Annotated in this window: 15 protein-coding genes and 1 riboswitch; of the genes, 9 read left to right on the forward strand and 6 right to left on the reverse strand. The window is 71.1% G+C overall.

Annotated elements, in window-relative coordinates; genetic code table 11:
• Position 1 precedes the first annotated feature (1 nt).
• Genes E4F25_RS05210 through dusB form a run of 4 tightly spaced genes read left to right on the forward strand, consistent with a single transcriptional unit; the run spans position 2 to position 5,226 of the window.
• Positions 2–976 carry a ribokinase gene (locus tag E4F25_RS05210; protein ID WP_140909142.1) on the forward strand — a complete coding sequence of 325 codons (975 nt, stop codon included), beginning with the start codon at positions 2–4 and terminating at the stop codon, positions 974–976.
• 54 nt (positions 977–1,030) lie between these two features.
• The gene (locus E4F25_RS05215) at positions 1,031–3,142 is read left to right on the forward strand and encodes a TonB-dependent receptor (protein WP_181168206.1); all 2,112 of its coding nucleotides are present in this window, start codon (positions 1,031–1,033) and stop codon (positions 3,140–3,142) included.
• A gap of 13 nt (positions 3,143–3,155) precedes the next feature.
• Positions 3,156–4,196 (forward strand): PepSY-associated TM helix domain-containing protein, encoded by a 1,041-nt coding sequence (locus tag E4F25_RS05220; RefSeq protein WP_140909144.1) that lies wholly within the window; start codon positions 3,156–3,158, stop codon positions 4,194–4,196.
• A 31-nt stretch (positions 4,197–4,227) separates the two neighbouring features.
• Positions 4,228–5,226: a tRNA dihydrouridine synthase DusB gene (gene dusB / locus E4F25_RS05225; RefSeq protein ID WP_140909145.1), complete on the forward strand. Its 999-nt coding sequence runs from the start codon at positions 4,228–4,230 to the stop codon at positions 5,224–5,226.
• On the opposite strand, the gene E4F25_RS05230 is transcribed toward dusB, so the two are convergent.
• Positions 5,172–6,242 (reverse strand): metal-dependent hydrolase, encoded by a 1,071-nt coding sequence (locus E4F25_RS05230; RefSeq protein ID WP_140909146.1) that lies wholly within the window; start codon positions 6,240–6,242, stop codon positions 5,172–5,174. The genes dusB and E4F25_RS05230 overlap by 55 nt on opposite strands.
• 111 nt (positions 6,243–6,353) lie before the next feature.
• On the opposite strand from E4F25_RS05230, the gene metK reads away from it, so the two are divergent.
• A complete protein-coding gene (metK, locus tag E4F25_RS05235; RefSeq protein WP_140909147.1) occupies positions 6,354–7,571 on the forward strand; it encodes a methionine adenosyltransferase in 1,218 nt (405 codons plus the stop codon).
• An 84-nt stretch (positions 7,572–7,655) separates the two neighbouring features.
• Here the strand turns inward: metK and E4F25_RS05240 are convergent, their stop codons facing one another.
• Together E4F25_RS05240 and E4F25_RS05245 are read right to left on the reverse strand one after the other, a co-directional pair.
• Positions 7,656–8,417, reverse strand: a complete 762-nt coding sequence (locus E4F25_RS05240) for a hypothetical protein (RefSeq protein WP_220433184.1) — start codon at positions 8,415–8,417, stop codon at positions 7,656–7,658.
• 96 nt (positions 8,418–8,513) lie between these two features.
• On the reverse strand, positions 8,514–9,167 hold the full coding sequence (locus tag E4F25_RS05245) for a MarR family winged helix-turn-helix transcriptional regulator (RefSeq protein WP_140909148.1): 654 nt from the start codon (positions 9,165–9,167) through the stop codon (positions 8,514–8,516).
• Positions 9,168–9,262: 95 nt separating this feature from the next.
• Positions 9,263–9,342, forward strand: a riboswitch (S-adenosyl-L-homocysteine riboswitch).
• A gap of 44 nt (positions 9,343–9,386) precedes the next feature.
• On the opposite strand from E4F25_RS05245, the gene ahcY reads away from it, so the two are divergent.
• From ahcY to E4F25_RS05265, 4 genes are all read left to right on the forward strand, one after another.
• Entirely contained in the window at positions 9,387–10,829 is a 1,443-nt protein-coding gene (ahcY, locus tag E4F25_RS05250; protein ID WP_140909149.1) for an adenosylhomocysteinase, read from the forward strand.
• A 23-nt stretch (positions 10,830–10,852) separates the two neighbouring features.
• The gene (metF, locus tag E4F25_RS05255; RefSeq protein ID WP_140909150.1) at positions 10,853–11,683 is read left to right on the forward strand and encodes a methylenetetrahydrofolate reductase [NAD(P)H]; all 831 of its coding nucleotides are present in this window, start codon (positions 10,853–10,855) and stop codon (positions 11,681–11,683) included.
• Between the two features lie 72 nt (positions 11,684–11,755).
• Positions 11,756–12,373 (forward strand): hypothetical protein, encoded by a 618-nt coding sequence (locus tag E4F25_RS05260; protein WP_140909151.1) that lies wholly within the window; start codon positions 11,756–11,758, stop codon positions 12,371–12,373.
• Between the two features lie 17 nt (positions 12,374–12,390).
• Positions 12,391–12,822, forward strand: coding sequence for a hypothetical protein (locus E4F25_RS05265; protein ID WP_140909152.1), 432 nt, complete (start codon positions 12,391–12,393; stop codon positions 12,820–12,822).
• On the opposite strand, the gene E4F25_RS05270 is transcribed toward E4F25_RS05265, so the two are convergent.
• From E4F25_RS05270 to rimK, 3 genes are all read right to left on the reverse strand, one after another.
• Positions 12,823–14,157 carry a sensor histidine kinase gene (locus E4F25_RS05270; RefSeq protein WP_246069768.1) on the reverse strand — a complete coding sequence of 445 codons (1,335 nt, stop codon included), beginning with the start codon at positions 14,155–14,157 and terminating at the stop codon, positions 12,823–12,825.
• Positions 14,144–14,827, reverse strand: coding sequence for a response regulator transcription factor (locus E4F25_RS05275; RefSeq protein WP_140909154.1), 684 nt, complete (start codon positions 14,825–14,827; stop codon positions 14,144–14,146). Before E4F25_RS05275 ends, E4F25_RS05270 begins: the two co-directional genes overlap by 14 nt.
• A 282-nt stretch (positions 14,828–15,109) precedes the next feature.
• Positions 15,110–16,009, reverse strand: coding sequence for a 30S ribosomal protein S6--L-glutamate ligase (rimK, locus tag E4F25_RS05280; protein WP_140909155.1), 900 nt, complete (start codon positions 16,007–16,009; stop codon positions 15,110–15,112).
• Positions 16,010–16,015: the final 6 nt, after the last annotated feature.

A 16,015-nucleotide genomic window follows, 5' to 3' on the forward strand; every position in this document is an offset into this window, starting at 1 on the left:
CATGGGCGGCGCGGGTCGCGTGCTCGTGGTCGGCTCGTTCAACGTCGACCACGCCTGGCATCCCGAGGCGCTGCCGCGGCCCGGCGAGACCGTCGCCGGGCACTACGCCACCGGACCCGGCGGCAAGGGCTTCAACCAGGCGGTTGCGGCCGCGCGCGCCGGGGCGGCGACGACGTTCGTCTGCGCGCTCGGCGACGACGACGGCGGGGCGCTGGCGCGTTCGCTGGCCCGCGACGAGGGCATCGAACTGCACGCCGCCAAAGGCTGCCGGCCGACGGGCACCGCCGGCATCTTCGTGGACGCCGGCGGCCGCAACAGCATCGTGGTCGGCGCCGGTGCCAATGCCGAACTCGATGCCGCGTTCCTGGACACCCACGCCGCGGCCTTCGATGGCGCCGCGGTGGTGCTGGTCCAGCTCGAGTCCCCGTGCGAAACCGTCCTGGCGGCGCTCCGCCACGGACGCGCCGCGGGTGCCGCGACCGTGCTCAACCCGGCCCCGGCGGGCCTCACGCCCGGCGAGCGCGATGCCCTGCTGGCGCAGGTGGACGTGCTGACGCCGAACGAGAGCGAGTTCGCGAGCCTGCTCGGCCCCGGCGCCGACGTCGACGCGGACGCGGTTGCGGGCATGGACGACGCAGCCCTGCACGCGCTGTGCCGGCGCCTGTTGCCGCACGGCACCGTGGTGGTGACGCTCGGCGCCGCCGGCGCGTTCGTGTCGCACGGCGATGCCGCGCTGCATGGCGACGCCGAGGCCTGCTATCGCGTGCCCGCCGGCGATGCGGCCGTCGTGGACACCACGGGGGCCGGGGACGCGTTCAACGGCGCGCTGGCCGCGGGCCTGTCGAGGGACCCCGGCCGGTTCGGCGAGGGCGTCCGGTTCGCCGCCCGTTTCGCGGCCCTTTCGACCGAGCGGAAGGGCGCCGCCTCGGCCATGCCCACCCTGGACGAAGTCGAGGAGCGCTACCGGGAATTGTGAATGCGAACTATTCGCATTATCATGGCCCGGTTTTCGTCCCCAGGCGTCTTTTCAATGCCCCGATTCAGCCTCCTCGCGGCCGCCATCCTTGGCGGCTTTTCCGTTCTGCCCGCCCACGCCCAGGACCACGTCACCGACTTCGACAAGGTCACCGTCTCCGCGTCCACCAGCCGCCTCCCCGACTCCGAGGCCGCGCTGCCCAACACCATCACCGTGATCACCGCCGAGCAACTGCAGGAACAGCTCGCGGTGACCCGCGACCTGTCGCAGGTGCTGGCCAACCTGATCCCGGCGTTCGCGCCCTCGCGCCAGAAGATGTCGAGCTTCGGCGAGTCGCTGCGCGGCCGCCAGCCGCTGTACATGGTGGACGGCGTTCCGCAGTCCACGCCGCTGCGCGACGGCTCGCGCGACGCGCACACCATCGATCCGGCGATGATCGAGCGCATCGAGGTGATCCACGGCGCCAACGCGCTGCAGGGCCTCGGCGCCTCCGGCGGCATCATCAACATCATCACCCGGCGCGCGCCGCGCAGGGACGGCAGCTTCCACGAGGTGACGCTCGGCGCGAGCACGGCGCTGCCGCGCCGCGACGACGGCGCCGGCTACCGCGGCTCCTGGCTGTTCGGCACCCGCAAGGGCGCGTTCGATTTCGTCGGCGGCGCCTCCTACGCGCAGGAAGGCCTGTACTACGACGGCGACGGCAAGGCGATCGCGATCGACCCGGTGCAGGGCGACCTGATGGACGCGCGCAGCCTCAGCCTGTTCGGCAAGGCCGGCTGGGACCTCGGCGACGCGCGCCGCCTGCAGCTCAGCGTCAACCGCTACCGCCTGCGCGGCGACGGCGACTACCTCAACCTGCCGGGCGACTTCGCCAACGGCGAGACCGCCACCTCGGTGCCGGGCGAGCCACCGCTCGATCCGCCGCAGAACGACTCGACCACCGTCAGCCTGGACTACAGCGACTTCGCGCTCGCCGGCGGCTACCTGCAGGCGCAGCTCTACTGGACCCGGTTCGACGCGCGCTACGGCGCCTTCCGCTACGTCGACTTCTTCAACGAGGGCACCGACGACACCTGGTTCGACCAGACCAACATCGGCGCCGAGAAGCACGGCGCGAAGTTCACCTGGTCGCGCAGCGACATCGCCGGACTGCCGCTGCGGCTGACGGCCGGCCTCGACGTGACCCGCGACACCACCGAGCAGCGCTACCTCGCGGCCGACATCACCTACGTGCCGCCGACCGCCTACGAGAGCCTGTCGCCGCTGCTGCAGGCCGAGTACCGGATCGGCGACTTCCTGCTCACCGGCGGCCTGCGCCACGAGCGTGCGCGGCTGGTGGTTGACGACTACGTGACCATCCCGCGCAACGGCAGCCACACGGTCGCCGGCGGCGCCCCCGAGTACACCGAGACGCTGCCCAACTTCGGCGTGGTGTGGGAGGCGGGCGACGCGCTGAAGCTGTACGCGTCCTACGCCGAGGGCTACACGGTGGCCGACGTCGGCCGGGTCCTGCGCGGGATCAAGGTGCCGGACCAGGACGTCGACGAGCTGGTCGACCTGACACCGGTGGTAGCCGACAACCGCGAGATCGGCCTGGACTGGGACGACGGCCGCTGGCTGGCGCACGTCGCCGCCTATTGGTCCGATTCCGACCTCGGCTCGCTGCTGATCTTCGACGCACCGAACAACACCTACAACGTGCAGCGCCAGGCCACATCGATCCGCGGCCTGGAGGCGAACGTGGCGTTCCGCCTGTCGGTCGCGACCCGCCTGGGGCTCGCCCATGCGCGCACCGAGGGTCGCTACGACAGCGATGGCGACGACGTGCTGGACAGCGACCTGGCCGGCATCAACATCAGCCCGGACCGCACCACCGGCTACTGGGAGCAGGACTGGACGCCGCGCTTCTCCACCCGGCTGCAGGGCAGCGTCTCGGCCGACCGCGACTTCGACTTCCGCGGCGCGCCGGCGGGGAGCTTCGACGGTTACGCGGTCTTCGACCTGCAGGCGAGCATCGCCTTCGACGCGGGCACGCTGAACCTGGGCGTGGAGAACCTGTTCGACCGCAAGTACATCAGCTACTTCTCGCAGACCACCCCCGCCGACGACGACTACAACGCCGGCCGCGGGCGCGCGCTGACCGCGAGCTGGACGATGCGCTTCTGATGGGCGCCGGCTGATGCGAAAGCTGCTGTCCTGGCTGCACCTGTGGGTGGGGCTGGTCGCCGGCATCGCGTTCGCGGTGCTCGGCCTGAGCGGCTCGCTGCTGGTCTTCCACGAGGACCTGCTGCGCTGGCAGCACCCGCAGCTCGAGGGCCAGGTCCTCGAGCCGGACGGCGAAGTGCTGGCCGCGATCCTGGCGCGCGAGACGCCCCGGGGCCTGCGCTCGATCCAGTTCCCGGACGCGTCGATGCCGACGTACATCGGCTTCTACGTGGACGGCCGCCGCGGCTACTTCGCCCCCGAGGACGGCGACCTGCTGCTCATGCGCAGCACCGGCGACGACTTCCTGCTGTGGCTGCAGGACCTGCACATCCACTTCCTCGCCGGCGAGGCCGGCGAGCAGGTGGTCGGCATCGTCGGCTGGGTCGCGTTGGGGCTGCTGCTCACCGGGCTGTACCTGTGGTGGCCGAAGCGCGGCAAGCTGAAGTTGTCGCTGACGTGGTTCGCCAACCCGCCGGTGCGGCGCTGGCTCACCTGGCACCGCAGCACCGGCGTGCTGCTGATGCCGCTGGTGCTGCTGCTCACCCTGACCGGCATCGGGATGGTCTACCACGCGGGCGCGCGCAGCCTGCTCACCGGCATGTTCGGCGGCGGCGAAACACCCGCGGCGCCGGTCCGCGCGCGCACCGGGGAGCCGGACTGGCCGGCGATCGTGGCGCGGGCCCGGGCCGGCCTGCCGGCGGCCCACCTCACGCGCACCGCCGCCCCCGCCGCCGGCGAAGGCGTGGTCAGCTTCCGCGCGCGCATGCCGGGCGAATGGCACGTCAACGGCCGCAGCACGGTGCACGTGGACCTGGCCGGCAAGGAGGTGCTGCTGGCCCACGACGCCACCGTGCAGGCGGCCGGCGCGCGCATGACCGAGGCCATCTACCCGCTGCACATCGGCGCGGTGGGCGGGCCGCTGCTGCGCTGGCTGACCGCGCTCGCCGGCCTGGTGCCGGCCTTCCTGCTGGTGACCGGCTTCCTGTTCTGGCTGCGCCGCCCTGCCAGGAAGTGATCGTGGCGCGCCCCGCTCCTACAATGCGGGGATGCGCATCGGCCCCTACCCGATCGACCCCAAGGTAATCCTCGCCCCGATGGCGGGGGTCACCGACAAGCCGTTCCGGGTGCTGTGCAAGCGGCTCGGCGCGGGGCTGGCGGTGTCCGAGATGACCACCTCGGACCCGCGCTTCTGGAGCACCACCAAGTCGCTGCGGCGCACGGACCACGCCGGCGAGCCGGACCCGGTCAGCGTGCAGATCGCCGGCACCGTGCCGGCGCTGATGGCCGAGGCCGCGCGCCACAACGTTGCGCACGGCGCCCAACTCATCGACATCAACATGGGCTGCCCGGCGAAGAAGGTCTGCAACGCCTGGGCCGGCTCCGCGCTGATGCGCGACGAGCGCCTGGTGGCCGACATCCTCGAGGCGGTGGTGGCCGCGGTGGACGTCCCGGTGACGCTGAAGATCCGCACCGGCTGGGACAGCGATCACCGCAACGCGCCCGCGATCGCGCGCATCGCGCAGGAGTCCGGCATCGCCGCGCTGGCGGTGCACGGGCGCACCCGCGACCAGCATTACACCGGCAGCGCCGAGTACGAGACCATCGCCGCGATCAAGGCCGCGCTGCGCATCCCGGTGATCGCCAACGGCGACGTGGACTCGGCGCGCAAGGCCGCCGAGGTGCTGCGCACCACCGGCGCCGACGCGGTGATGATCGGTCGCGCCGCGCAGGGCCGGCCGTGGATCTTCCGCGAGGTCGCGCACTACCTGGCGACCGGCGAGCTGCTGCCGGAGCCGACCGTGCAGGACGTCCGCGACATCCTGCTCGGGCACCTGCGCGACCTGCACGCCTTCCACGGCGAGGAGCGCGGCGTGCGCATCGCCCGCAAGCACCTGGGTTGGTACGCGAAGGACCGGCCCGAGAACCACGCCTTCCGCGCGGTGGTGAACCGCGCGCAGACCGCCGAAGAGCAGTTGCGCCTGACCCGCGACTATTTCGACGCGCTGGCCGCGGGCGTGGCCCCGGAGTTGCCGGCCGCGGCCTGAGGAGGATCCGGCGGCGGTGCATTCCAGATCCGCGCCCAGGTCGCTTCCCAGGTGCCGGCCAGGTCGCGCGGGGGCCGCAGTTGCCGCGGCGGGATCGCCTCCCAGGCATCGCCGTCGCGACGCGCGACCACGAAGCTGAAGAAGTAGTCCGGCTCGGCGCCCATGCGCAGGTCGCTCAGCACCAGCTCGCCGTTCCGATCCTCGACGCGCATGAAGCCATGGTTGAACCAGGCCAGGCGCGCGACCGCGGGCACGTGCGCCGCATCGGCCAGCAACCCCGCCCGCGAGTGGTGGCGCGTGAAGCGCATCGGGCCCGGGTCCGCCACCAGCGAGCGGTAGCCCTCGACGTAACCGTCCGGGGTCATCGCCACCACCCGCCACAACAGCGTGTTGAACGGCGTCGGCACCGAGAACCGCGGCGCCTCGGAAAGTCCCATCGCCGCCAGCGCGCGCCCGGCTTCACGCTCGACCATCGCCTTGGCCGCCAGCGACCAGCCGATGTAGGCGGTGCTGATCGCCAGCCCGACGGCCAGCGCACGGCCGGCCACCGGACGCGCGCGCAGGACGAACGCAAGCACGCAGGCCACCAGCAACCACACCGTGTACAGCGGATCGATGATGAACAGGCTCGACCACATCACCGGCCGCACCGGCAGCGGCCACCACAGCTGCGTCCCGTAGACCGTGAAGGCATCGAGCAGTGGGTGCGTGAGCAGCGCCAGTTGGATCGCCCAGAACCAGCGCCGCGGCGCCTCCGCCACCCGTCCGCCGCGGCGCCGGAAGGCGGCCCAGATCGCCCAGCCCAGCAGCGGCAGCACCAGCAGCGAATGGCTCGCCCCCCGGTGCAAGGTCATCAGCGCGACCGGATCGTCGGTGAGCATCGCGATCGGCAGCGAATCCAGGTCCGGCAGCGTGCCGAGCGCGGCACCGGCCAGCAGCGCCGCGCGGCGGTGCGCGGCAGGGGCGATGGAGGCGGCGACCGCGCCGCCGAGGAGGATCTGGGTCAGGGAATCCATCCACGGATGCTAGCCTGCGACCACGCCATGCAACCCGGCCCCGCCCCGTGTATCATGCGCGGCCATCCTTTCATCCGTATCAAGGGATATATATCCCCGAGGACCCCGCCGATGTCCAAGTCCGCCTACCTCTTCACCTCCGAATCGGTCTCCGAAGGCCATCCGGACAAGGTCGCCGACCAGATCTCCGATGCCGTGCTCGATGCCATCCTGGCCCAGGACAAGCGCGCGCGCGTGGCCTGCGAGACCATGGTCAAGACCGGCGTCGCCATCGTCGCCGGCGAGATCACCACGACCGCGTGGGTGGACCTCGAGGCGCTGACCCGCAAGGTGATCCTGGACATCGGCTACGACTCCAGCGACGTCGGCTTCGACGGCGCCACCTGCGGCGTGCTCAACCTGATCGGCAAGCAGTCGCCCGACATCAACCAGGGCGTGGACCGCAAGAAGCCCGAGGAGCAGGGCGCCGGCGACCAGGGCCTGATGTTCGGCTACGCCACCAACGAGACCGACAGCTACATGCCGGCCGCGATCCACCTGTCGCACCGCCTGGTCGAGCAGCAGGCGAAGGTGCGCAAGCGCCGCAACTCGCCGCTGCCGTGGCTGCGCCCGGACGCGAAGTCCCAGGTCACCCTGCGCTACGAGAACGGCAAGGCGGTGGCGATCGACGCGGTAGTGCTGTCCACCCAGCACGATCCCGGCGTGAAGCAGAAGGACCTGGTCGAGGCGGTGCGCGAGACCATCCTCAAGCCGGTCCTGCCCGCGAAGTGGCTGCACAAGGGCACCAAGTTCCACATCAACCCGACCGGCAAGTTCGTGATCGGCGGCCCGGTGGGCGACTGCGGCCTGACCGGCCGCAAGATCATCGTCGACACCTACGGCGGCTGGGCCCGCCACGGCGGCGGCGCGTTCTCCGGCAAGGATCCGTCCAAGGTCGACCGTTCCGCCGCCTACGCCGCGCGCTACGTCGCCAAGAACGTGGTTGCCGCCGGCCTGGCGGACCGCTGCGAGGTGCAGGTGAGCTACGCCATCGGCGTGGCCGAGCCGACCTCGATCTCGGTCACCACCTTCGGCACCGGCAAGGTCGGCGACGACGTGATCGAGCGCCTGATCCGCCGCCACTTCGACCTGCGCCCGTACGGCATCCTGCAGATGCTCGACCTGGTGCACCCGGTCTACCAGCGCACCGCCAGCTACGGCCACTTCGGCCGCAAGCCCGAGCAGGTCACCTACACCGACGCCGCCGGCAAGCAGCAGACCGCCACCGCCTTCTCCTGGGAGAAGACCGACAAGGCCGACGAACTGCGCAAGGCCGCCAAGCTCAAATAAGTCCCTTCTCCCCGCAAGCGGGGAGAAGGTGCCCCGAAGGGGCGGATGAGGGGCGCTTTTGAATGGAGCGCCCCCGTCGCTTCACTACTCCGCCTTCCCCGGCAGCCCCAGGTCCCCCGACGCCACCTTGAACACGTCCACCACGCACAACAGCGGCGCGTGGACGCTGGCATTCACCCGCAACCCGGCGGTCACGCCGTCGAAGCTGCCGGCCGTGACCACGCCGACGTCGTCGAACGGCACCCTCACCTCCACCGTGTGGTCGTCGAGCAACGGCTGCCAGCCGGGGCTGTCCAGCAGCAGCGGCAGGCCCGGCCAGGTCTTCGGCAGCCGTGGCTTCGCGCCTTCGGGGATGTCGACCACCGCCAAGGCACCCTCGCCGCAGGCCGGATTCGGCTGCAGCACGACCCAGTGGCTGTGCCAGACGTCGCCGTCGTTGTCGAGGATGCCGTCGCCGTTCTCGTCGTACAGCGGGGTGTCGTCGAAATCCGGATGCGCGGTCACCGCCAGCGCCAGGATCCCGGCGCCACGGTCGAAGCCGACTTCCCACGGATCGATCGAGGTCGGCCACACGTAGGAGAACACCTCGCTGCCGGCGAGCTTGCCGCTGGCCGCCGGCCGCGTGGCGCCGGCCTTGCCCGACACCGCCATGTGGAAGGTGGCCACCCGGCCTTCGGTGCTGATCCGGGTGTGGACGATGTCGAAATCGGCGCGCACGGCTTCCGAAGGGGCGCTCGCGATTCCACCGGCGTGCCCGTCGGCGGCCTTCCGGCCGGTTTCGTGCGGATCGTGTGCGTAAGTGGCGAAACTGCCGGCGGCCATCGCCAGCGCGATCGCCGTGGTCATGGCATGGCGCATACTGGAATCTCCTCTGCTTGCTCTGTCAGGGTGGGTGGGAGGAAAGGACGGCGTCCGATGGCAGTCGGGCGCCGTCCGCTTTTTTCATGGGGTCGCGTCGGCCCTCCTGAACCGGTCCAGCGCAACGGCGACGGCATCGGCCGGCGCCGGTTCGGAATCGCTGCAGTCCACGCGCAGCTCGCGGTCGCCGAAGGGCTGGCGGGTGAAGCCGCACAGGTGCGGTCGCTCGGGGTCGTCGCTGGCGTAGGGCCGGAAGAACCGGCAGCCCACGCAGGTGCGCAGGCCGGTGGCCAGCCCCTGGCGCTGCGCTTCCGCCACCAGCAGCTGGGTCGCGCGCAACAGCGCGGCGACATCGCGCTCCGGCAAGGCGGCCAGCAGCGCGCCCATGCCGCGCGCCGGATCGTTGAGCCGCGCCGCGAGCGCCCGCCCCGGGCGGCTCAGCCGCACCCGCATCGCACGCCCGTCGTCCGGGTCCGGATCGCGCCGGATCCAGCCGCGCGCTTCCAGCGCCTTGAGCGAATCGCTGAGGCTCGCCGGCGACACACCCACCCGCTCGGCGATGTGCCCGGGACGCAATCCGGAGGGTTCGCCCGCGAGCATGCGCAGCACCCCGGCCTGGGTCGGCGGCAGTGCCGGCGTTCCCTGCCCGCGCCACGCGTCCGCGCGCACCAGGAAGGCGAGCTGTTCGAGGCCGAGGGCGGCCTGTTCACGCTGGTCGAGGGAGGGGGTCGGGCCCATGGGCGAATATTAGGACTCCTAACCATAACCGTCAAGCGATCCGCTCCACGCCGTCGATCTATCGCTTCATCCGCAGCAAGCGATATAATCCCCGACCCGCCGAGGGGCGCTGCGACCGTGGGATCCGCCACGGCCAGGCTCGGCGCGACTCCTGCTTCAACGGCGCCCGTTTGACCCGCCCGGGGGCCACCGCCCGCGGGCCCGACGAACGGAGCAGCCATGAACGCACAACCCCGCAATTTCTCCCTGGACGGCGACTACAAGGTCGCCGACATCGGCCTCGCCGACTGGGGCCGCAAGGAGATCGACATCGCCGAGCACGAGATGCCCGGCCTGATGTCCATCCGCCGCAAGTACGCGCCGGACGCCCCGCTCAAGGGCGTGCGCGTGACCGGCTCGCTGCACATGACCATCCAGACCGCGGTGCTGATCGAGACGCTCAGGGACATCGGCGCCGACGTGCGCTGGGCCTCGTGCAACATCTTCTCGACCCAGGACCACGCCGCCGCGGCGATCGCCGCCAGCGGCACCCCGGTGTTCGCCTGGAAGGGCGAGACCCTGGAGGAGTACTGGGACTGCACCCTCGCGGCGCTGACCTTCACCCTGCCCGACGGCACCCTGACCGGCCCCGAGCTGGTGGTGGACGACGGCGGCGACGTCACCCTGCTGATCCACAAGGGCTACGAGCTCGAGCACGGCAGCAAGTGGGTGGACGAGAAGGCCTCCTCGCACGAGGAGCAGGTGATCAAGGACCTGCTCAAGCGCGTCGCGAAGGAGCGCCCGGGCTTCTGGAAGCGCGTGGTCGCCGACTGGAAGGGCGTCTCCGAGGAGACCACCACCGGCGTGCACCGCCTCTACCAGCTCGCCGAGGCCGGCAAGCTGCTGGTGCCGGCGATCAACGTCAACGACTCGGTCACCAAGTCGAAGTTCGACAACCTGTACGGCTGCCGCGAGTCGCTGGCCGACGGCCTCAAGCGCGCGATGGACGTGATGCTGGCCGGCAAGGTCGCGGTCGTGTGCGGCTACGGCGACGTCGGCAAGGGCTCGGCGCACTCGCTGCGGGCGTACGGCGCGCGCGTGATCGTCACCGAGATCGATCCGATCTGCGCGCTGCAGGCGGCGATGGAGGGCTTCGAGGTCGCCACCGTCGAGGACACCCTCGGCACCGCCGACATCTACGTCACCACCACCGGCAACAAGGACGTCATCCGCCTCGAGCACATGCAGGCGATGAAGAACCAGGCCATCGTCTGCAACATCGGCCACTTCGACAACGAGATCCAGGTGGACGCGCTGTACGCCTCCGGCGCCGAGCGCATCAACATCAAGCCGCAGGTGGACAAGTTCGTGTTCGGCCCGGACCGCGAGATCTTCCTGCTGGCCGAGGGCCGGCTGGTGAACCTGGGCTGCGCCACCGGCCACCCGAGCTTCGTGATGTCGAACTCGTTCTCCAACCAGACCCTGGCGCAGATCGACCTGTGGGCCAACAAGGAGCTCTACGGCAAGGAGGTCTACCGCCTGCCCAAGCACCTGGACGAGGAGGTGGCCCGGCTGCACCTGGAGAAGATCGGCGTGAAGCTGACCAGGCTGACCCGGGAGCAGGCGGAATACCTGGGCGTGCCGGTCGAAGGCCCGTACAAGGCCGACCACTACCGCTACTGATCCGGGGACGGAAGGGGGAGCGCATGGCCGGCGTGCCGCTGTCGTTCGAGTTCTATCCGCCGAAGACCGACGAACAGCGCGCGCAGCTCGACCGCACCGCGGCGAAGCTGCGCGCGCACGCGCCGGAATACGTCTCGTGCACCTTCGGCGCCGGCGGCTCGACCCTGTCGTACACCCCGGACACGGTGCAGCGGCTGCGCGAACGGCACGAACTGGACGCCGCCCCGCACCTGAGCTGCATGGGCGGCAGCCGCGAGGAAATCCGCGCGCTGCTGGCCAAGTACCGCGACATGGGCTGCCGCCGGCTGGTGGCGCTGCGCGGCGACCTGCCCTCGGGCATGGCGCGCATGGGCGACCTGCGCAACGCCACCGACCTGGTGGCGTTCATCCGCGCCGAGCACGGCGACTGGTTCCACGTCGAGGTCGGCTGCTATCCCGAGTGCCACCCGCAGGCCGAGGACGCGTTCGCCGACCTGCGCCACTTCAAGGCCAAGGTGGACGCGGGCGCCGACGGCGCGATCACGCAGTACTTCTACAACGCCGACGCCTACTTCCGCTTCGTGGACGAGGCGCGCGCGCTCGGGGTCGAGGTGCCGATCGTGCCCGGGATCATGCCGATCTCGAACTTCACCCAGCTGCGCCGCTTCTCCGAAGCCTGCGGCGCCGAGATCCCGCGCTGGATCGCCAAGCGCATGCTGGCCTACGGCGACGACGCGGAGTCGATCCGCGCGTTCGCCGCCGAGTTCGTCGCCGCGATGTGCGAGCGGCTGGTCGCCGGCGGCGCCCCCGCCCTGCACTTCTACACGCTCAACCTCGCCAAACCGACACTGAACGTGTTGCGCAACATGCGCTGAGTTCAGCCCGCGGCAAGTTCCACGGGCGCCGGCGCACGCGGCCTGCACGCGGCGCCCCGGACCATGCCCGCCATGAACAGGCATGCCCTCACCGCCGCCGCGCTGGCGGTCGCACTCCACGCGGTTTCCGCCGTGGTTCCGGTCGCCCGTGCGGCCGACACCATCCAGCGCTGCGAGGCGGCGGACGGCACCGTGGGCTACACCGACAAGTCCTGCGCCGTGTTCGAGCAGCGCACCGTCGGCGTCAGCGCGATCGTCATCGACCGCCAGGCCGGCGGCACCCTGTCGGCCGCACCGGCGGCCAAGGCACCCCGCCAGGCGCGCATCGGCCGCAGGTCACCGGCCGCGGGCTGCGCGCGCACGCCCACCCAGTTGCAGATGGACCTGCGCGGCGCGCTCGCCCTGGGCGACGTCAACCGCGTGGCCGAGAGCTACCACTGGGTCGGCGTCTCCAGCGGCCAGGCGCGGAGCACCATGGACCGGCTCCAGGGCCTGGCCAGCCGCCCGGTGCTGGACACCCAGTACTTCAACGGCGGCTTCGCTTCGGGCGGGCCGCTGCTCGCCACGTCCGCCGGGAGCACCGGGGGCGGCGCCGGCGTCCTGCAGCTGGTGCTGGGCGGGGACGGCAACGGGGCGGTGGTCGACTTCGATGTGCACCGCTACGCGGGCTGCTACTTCGTCTCGTTCTGATTCCGTATGCTCGCGGGATGCGATGGCTCGCGGCTCTCGTCCTGCTTTGCGCCAGTGGCGTCGTCGCCGCGCAGGAGTTCGAACTGCGCCGGCACCGGAACGACTGCTCGCTGGACCCGGTCGAGCTGATGTTCGAGCTGTCCTCCGCGATCGAGACGGGCGACGTCAACCGCCTCTCGGCGCTGTACGACTGGAACGGCATGGGCGACCGCGCCGGGCGCGCGGTGATGGACCGGCTGGAGGCGATCGCGGGCCGGACCCTGGTGGACGTCGTTCCGGTCTACCCGCCCGACCCGCTCGACGCCGGTCTTCCTCCCTGGGAGATTCCGCTGTTCGACCGGCCGCCGACGGGGCTGCGGGTCGAGCAGGTCGTCCCCGGCTCCGCGTCCGCGGTCTCGACCACGTTCTCGATGCACCGGCGCCTGGGCTGCTGGTGGGTGTCGCTCTAGCTAGCCGAAGGCCAGCGTCGCCACCACGCCCCGGTCCGGCCCCGGGCCCACGTGCACGCTCCAGCCGTACAGGTCGCACAGCCGGCGCACGATGGACAGGCCGATGCCGCTGCCGTTGGAATGCCCGGCATGGCTGCCGCGGTAGCCGCGCTCGAACACGCGCACCGCTTCCTCGTCGGTGAGCCCGGGCCCGGTGTCGACGACCTCGACCGAATTGGGCGACAGGCGGACCACCACCTCGCCCTCGGGCGTGTACTTGACCGCGTTGCCGATCAGGTTGCCCAGCGCGACCGCGACCGCCGCCTCGGGCGCGTCCACGACCAGCCCGCGCTCGCCCTCCAGCCGCAGTTCCAGCGGCTTGCCGCCGAGCTGCGCGCGGTGCATGTCCAGCAACTGCTCGGCGATGCGGCCGACGTCGGCCGCGCCGTGGCCGCGTTCGTTGCGCGAGAGCAGCAGCAGCGCGCTGATCAGGTCGGTGCACTGGCGCTCGGCGCGCTGGATCCGCTGCAGCCGCGCGCGCGACTTGTCGTCCAGGTCCGGGCGCGAGAGCAGCAGCTCGACCGCGCCCTTGATCACCGCCAGCGGCGTGCGCAGCTCGTGGCTGACGTCGGCATTGAACTCGCGGTCGCGCTGCACGACCTCGGTCAGGCGCGCGGCGTAGTCGTCCAGCGCGCTGGCGAGCTGGCCGACCTCGTCGTCGGGGAAGTGCTCGGCGAGGGCTTCTGGATGCGAGCTTCGCCCCGAGAGTTGCAGGCGCTCGGCCAGTTCCGACACGGGGCTCATCACGCGCGACGCGGCCCACCACCCCACCAGCAGCGACAGCGCGGTGAACACGAGCACGACGCCCATCAGCGCGTTGTTGAACTGGCGCTCGCCGCGCAAGGACTGCGTCATCTCGTAGGCGAGGAAGAACCAGGTGTCGGGGGTCTTGCGCACCGCCAGCTTGTACGAGAACGGCTTGCCGTTCTCGTCGATCCCGTTCATGCCGTAGATGCCGTCGGAGAGCTCCGCCCATTCCGGGAAGTCGCGCTGCAGGCGCTCGCTGTCGGGAGTGAGGACATAGCCGATCATCTGCTGCACGGGCAGCGCCGGCTTGCTCTGCGGATCGGCGTAGTAGCGGCGCGCGAACTCGTCGATGTTCCGGTTCATCAGGTCTTCGATGAGCTGGTTCTCGACCCGGTTGCGCGCGTAGTTGGTGGCGAACGCCAGTGCCAGCGTCAGGCCGACGCCGAGGAGCACGTACGAAAGGATGATGCGGGTGCGCAGCCGCCTGCGGAAGCGCGTGGGGGGCTTGTGCGACGGGCGGACGCCGCCCTGCTGCTCAGCTTCCCGCATCGGGAGCGGCGATCCGGTAACCGATGCCATGGCGGGTCTGGATCAGCTGCGAGTCGAACGGCTTGTCGATCACCGCGCGCAGGCCGTGGATGTGCACGCGCAGCGAGTCCGAGTCGGGCAGCTCCTCGCCCCAGACGCGGGTCTCGAGGTCCTGGCGGGTGACCACCGCCGGCGAGGCCTCCATCAGCGCCTGCAGGATCTTGAGCGCGGTCGGGTTGAGCTGCAGCAGCTTGCCGCCGCGGCGCACCTCGAGCGTGTCGAGGTTGTACTCGAGGTCGCCCACGTTCAGCACCCGGGTCTGCGCGCTGCGGCCGCGCCGCGCCAGCGCGTTCAGGCGCACCTCGACCTCCTGCAGCGCGAACGGCTTGATCAGGTAGTCGTCGGCGCCGGAGTCGAAGCCGGCCAGCTTGTTGTCCAGCGAGTCGCGCGCGGTCAGCATCAGCACCGGCGTCTGCTTGCGCGCCTCGTTGCGCAGCTTCCGGCAGACTTCCAGCCCGTCCATGCCGGGCAGGTTCAGGTCCAGCACCACGGCATCGAAGTCGTGCACCACCGCCAGGTGCAGGCCGGTGACGCCATCGGCGGCGAAATCCACCGTGTGGCCCCGGTCCTCCAGGTAGTCGCCGAGGTTGGCGGCGATGTCGGTGTTGTCTTCGATCACCAGGATGCGCATCTGGATTCCTTCTGTCGGGCGCCTCGCAAGGCCTCCCTCGATTCTTGCACACGCGCCGGTGAACGGCCGCACGCAAACAAAGGCCCGGACGCGGCTCCCGCGCCCGGGCCAAGCATTGCCCCGATTTACCGAAATCTGCGTCGCCGGACAGCGGCACTGACGAGTGTGTCGAGCTGGAAGAGCAGGTCTGCGGTCCGGACAAGGCTACCGGCGAATCGATTAAACGACCGTTAAAGCCGATGTTAAATTTTCGTAAAACAGCCCCCCCCCCCGATGGCGTTCTCACGCAGCCTTGCGACGGCGCGGCCGCGGATGCCCGGCCACGGCGAAATCGATCACCGCGCCGGCGATGTCCAGGCCGCTCGCCTCCTCGATCCCCTCCAGCCCCGGCGAGGCGTTGACCTCGAGCACCAGCGGCCCGCGCCGGGAGCGGATCAGGTCCACCCCGGCCACGCCCAGCCCCACCAGCCGGGCGGCGCGGACCGCGACCGCCTGCTCCGCGCCCGTCGGCCGGACCGGCTGCGCGCTGCCGCCGCGATGCAGGTTGGCGCGGAACTCGCCCTCGGGCGCCTGCCGGCGCATGGCCGCGACCACCCGGTCGCCGACCACGAAGCAGCGCAGGTCGGCGCCCTCGGCCTCGCCGATGAACTCCTGCACCAGGAAGTTCGCGTACAGCCCGCGCAGGGCCTCGATCATGCCGCGCGAGGCCGCGAGCTTCTCCGCCAGCATGACGCCGTTGCCCTGCGCGCCCTCGACCAGCTTGATCACGTGCGGCGGCGGCCCGAGCAGCGACAGCAGGTCGGCGGTGTCGTCCGGGCTGTCGCCGAACACGGTGGCCGGCAGGCCGATACCGTGCGCGGCCAGCAGCTGGTGGCAGCGCAGCTTGTCGCGCGCGCACAGCACCGCGTCGGACGGGTTCGGGGTGTGGCTGCCGAGCAGCTCGAACTGGCGCAGCACCGCGGTGCCGTAGCGGGTGATCGAGGCGCCGATGCGCGGCACCACCACGTCGTAGTCGCACACCGGGCGGCCCTTGTAGCGGAGCCCGAAGCCGTCCTCGCCGATGCGCAGGTAGCAGCGCAGCGGGTCGAGCACGCGCACGCTGTGGCCGCGCCCGCGCGCGGCCTCGACCAGCCGTCGGGTCGAGTACAGCCTGGTGTTGCGCGAAAGGATCGCGAGTTTCATGTGGGG

Origin of the sequence: Cognatiluteimonas lumbrici (assembly GCF_006476065.1) — a bacterium.
GTDB classification, from domain to species: domain Bacteria; phylum Pseudomonadota; class Gammaproteobacteria; order Xanthomonadales; family Xanthomonadaceae; genus Cognatiluteimonas; species Cognatiluteimonas lumbrici.

What these genes read in the sequence shown, in the direction of transcription:
- E4F25_RS05210 (WP_140909142.1), top strand. Translation starts at nt 2, where the DNA reads ATGGGCGGCGCGGGTCGCGTGCTCGTGGTCGGCTCGTTCAACGTCGAC.
- E4F25_RS05215 (WP_181168206.1), top strand. Translation starts at nt 1,031, where the DNA reads ATGCCCCGATTCAGCCTCCTCGCGGCCGCCATCCTTGGCGGCTTTTCC.
- E4F25_RS05220 (WP_140909144.1), top strand. Translation starts at nt 3,156, where the DNA reads ATGCGAAAGCTGCTGTCCTGGCTGCACCTGTGGGTGGGGCTGGTCGCC.
- dusB (WP_140909145.1), top strand. Translation starts at nt 4,228, where the DNA reads ATGCGCATCGGCCCCTACCCGATCGACCCCAAGGTAATCCTCGCCCCG.
- E4F25_RS05230 (WP_140909146.1), bottom strand. Translation starts at nt 6,242, where the DNA reads ATGGATTCCCTGACCCAGATCCTCCTCGGCGGCGCGGTCGCCGCCTCC.
- metK (WP_140909147.1), top strand. Translation starts at nt 6,354, where the DNA reads ATGTCCAAGTCCGCCTACCTCTTCACCTCCGAATCGGTCTCCGAAGGC.
- E4F25_RS05240 (WP_220433184.1), bottom strand. Translation starts at nt 8,417, where the DNA reads ATGACCACGGCGATCGCGCTGGCGATGGCCGCCGGCAGTTTCGCCACT.
- E4F25_RS05245 (WP_140909148.1), bottom strand. Translation starts at nt 9,167, where the DNA reads ATGGGCCCGACCCCCTCCCTCGACCAGCGTGAACAGGCCGCCCTCGGC.
- ahcY (WP_140909149.1), top strand. Translation starts at nt 9,387, where the DNA reads ATGAACGCACAACCCCGCAATTTCTCCCTGGACGGCGACTACAAGGTC.
- metF (WP_140909150.1), top strand. Translation starts at nt 10,853, where the DNA reads ATGGCCGGCGTGCCGCTGTCGTTCGAGTTCTATCCGCCGAAGACCGAC.
- E4F25_RS05260 (WP_140909151.1), top strand. Translation starts at nt 11,756, where the DNA reads ATGAACAGGCATGCCCTCACCGCCGCCGCGCTGGCGGTCGCACTCCAC.
- E4F25_RS05265 (WP_140909152.1), top strand. Translation starts at nt 12,391, where the DNA reads ATGCGATGGCTCGCGGCTCTCGTCCTGCTTTGCGCCAGTGGCGTCGTC.
- E4F25_RS05270 (WP_246069768.1), bottom strand. Translation starts at nt 14,157, where the DNA reads ATGCGGGAAGCTGAGCAGCAGGGCGGCGTCCGCCCGTCGCACAAGCCC.
- E4F25_RS05275 (WP_140909154.1), bottom strand. Translation starts at nt 14,827, where the DNA reads ATGCGCATCCTGGTGATCGAAGACAACACCGACATCGCCGCCAACCTC.
- rimK (WP_140909155.1), bottom strand. Translation starts at nt 16,009, where the DNA reads ATGAAACTCGCGATCCTTTCGCGCAACACCAGGCTGTACTCGACCCGA.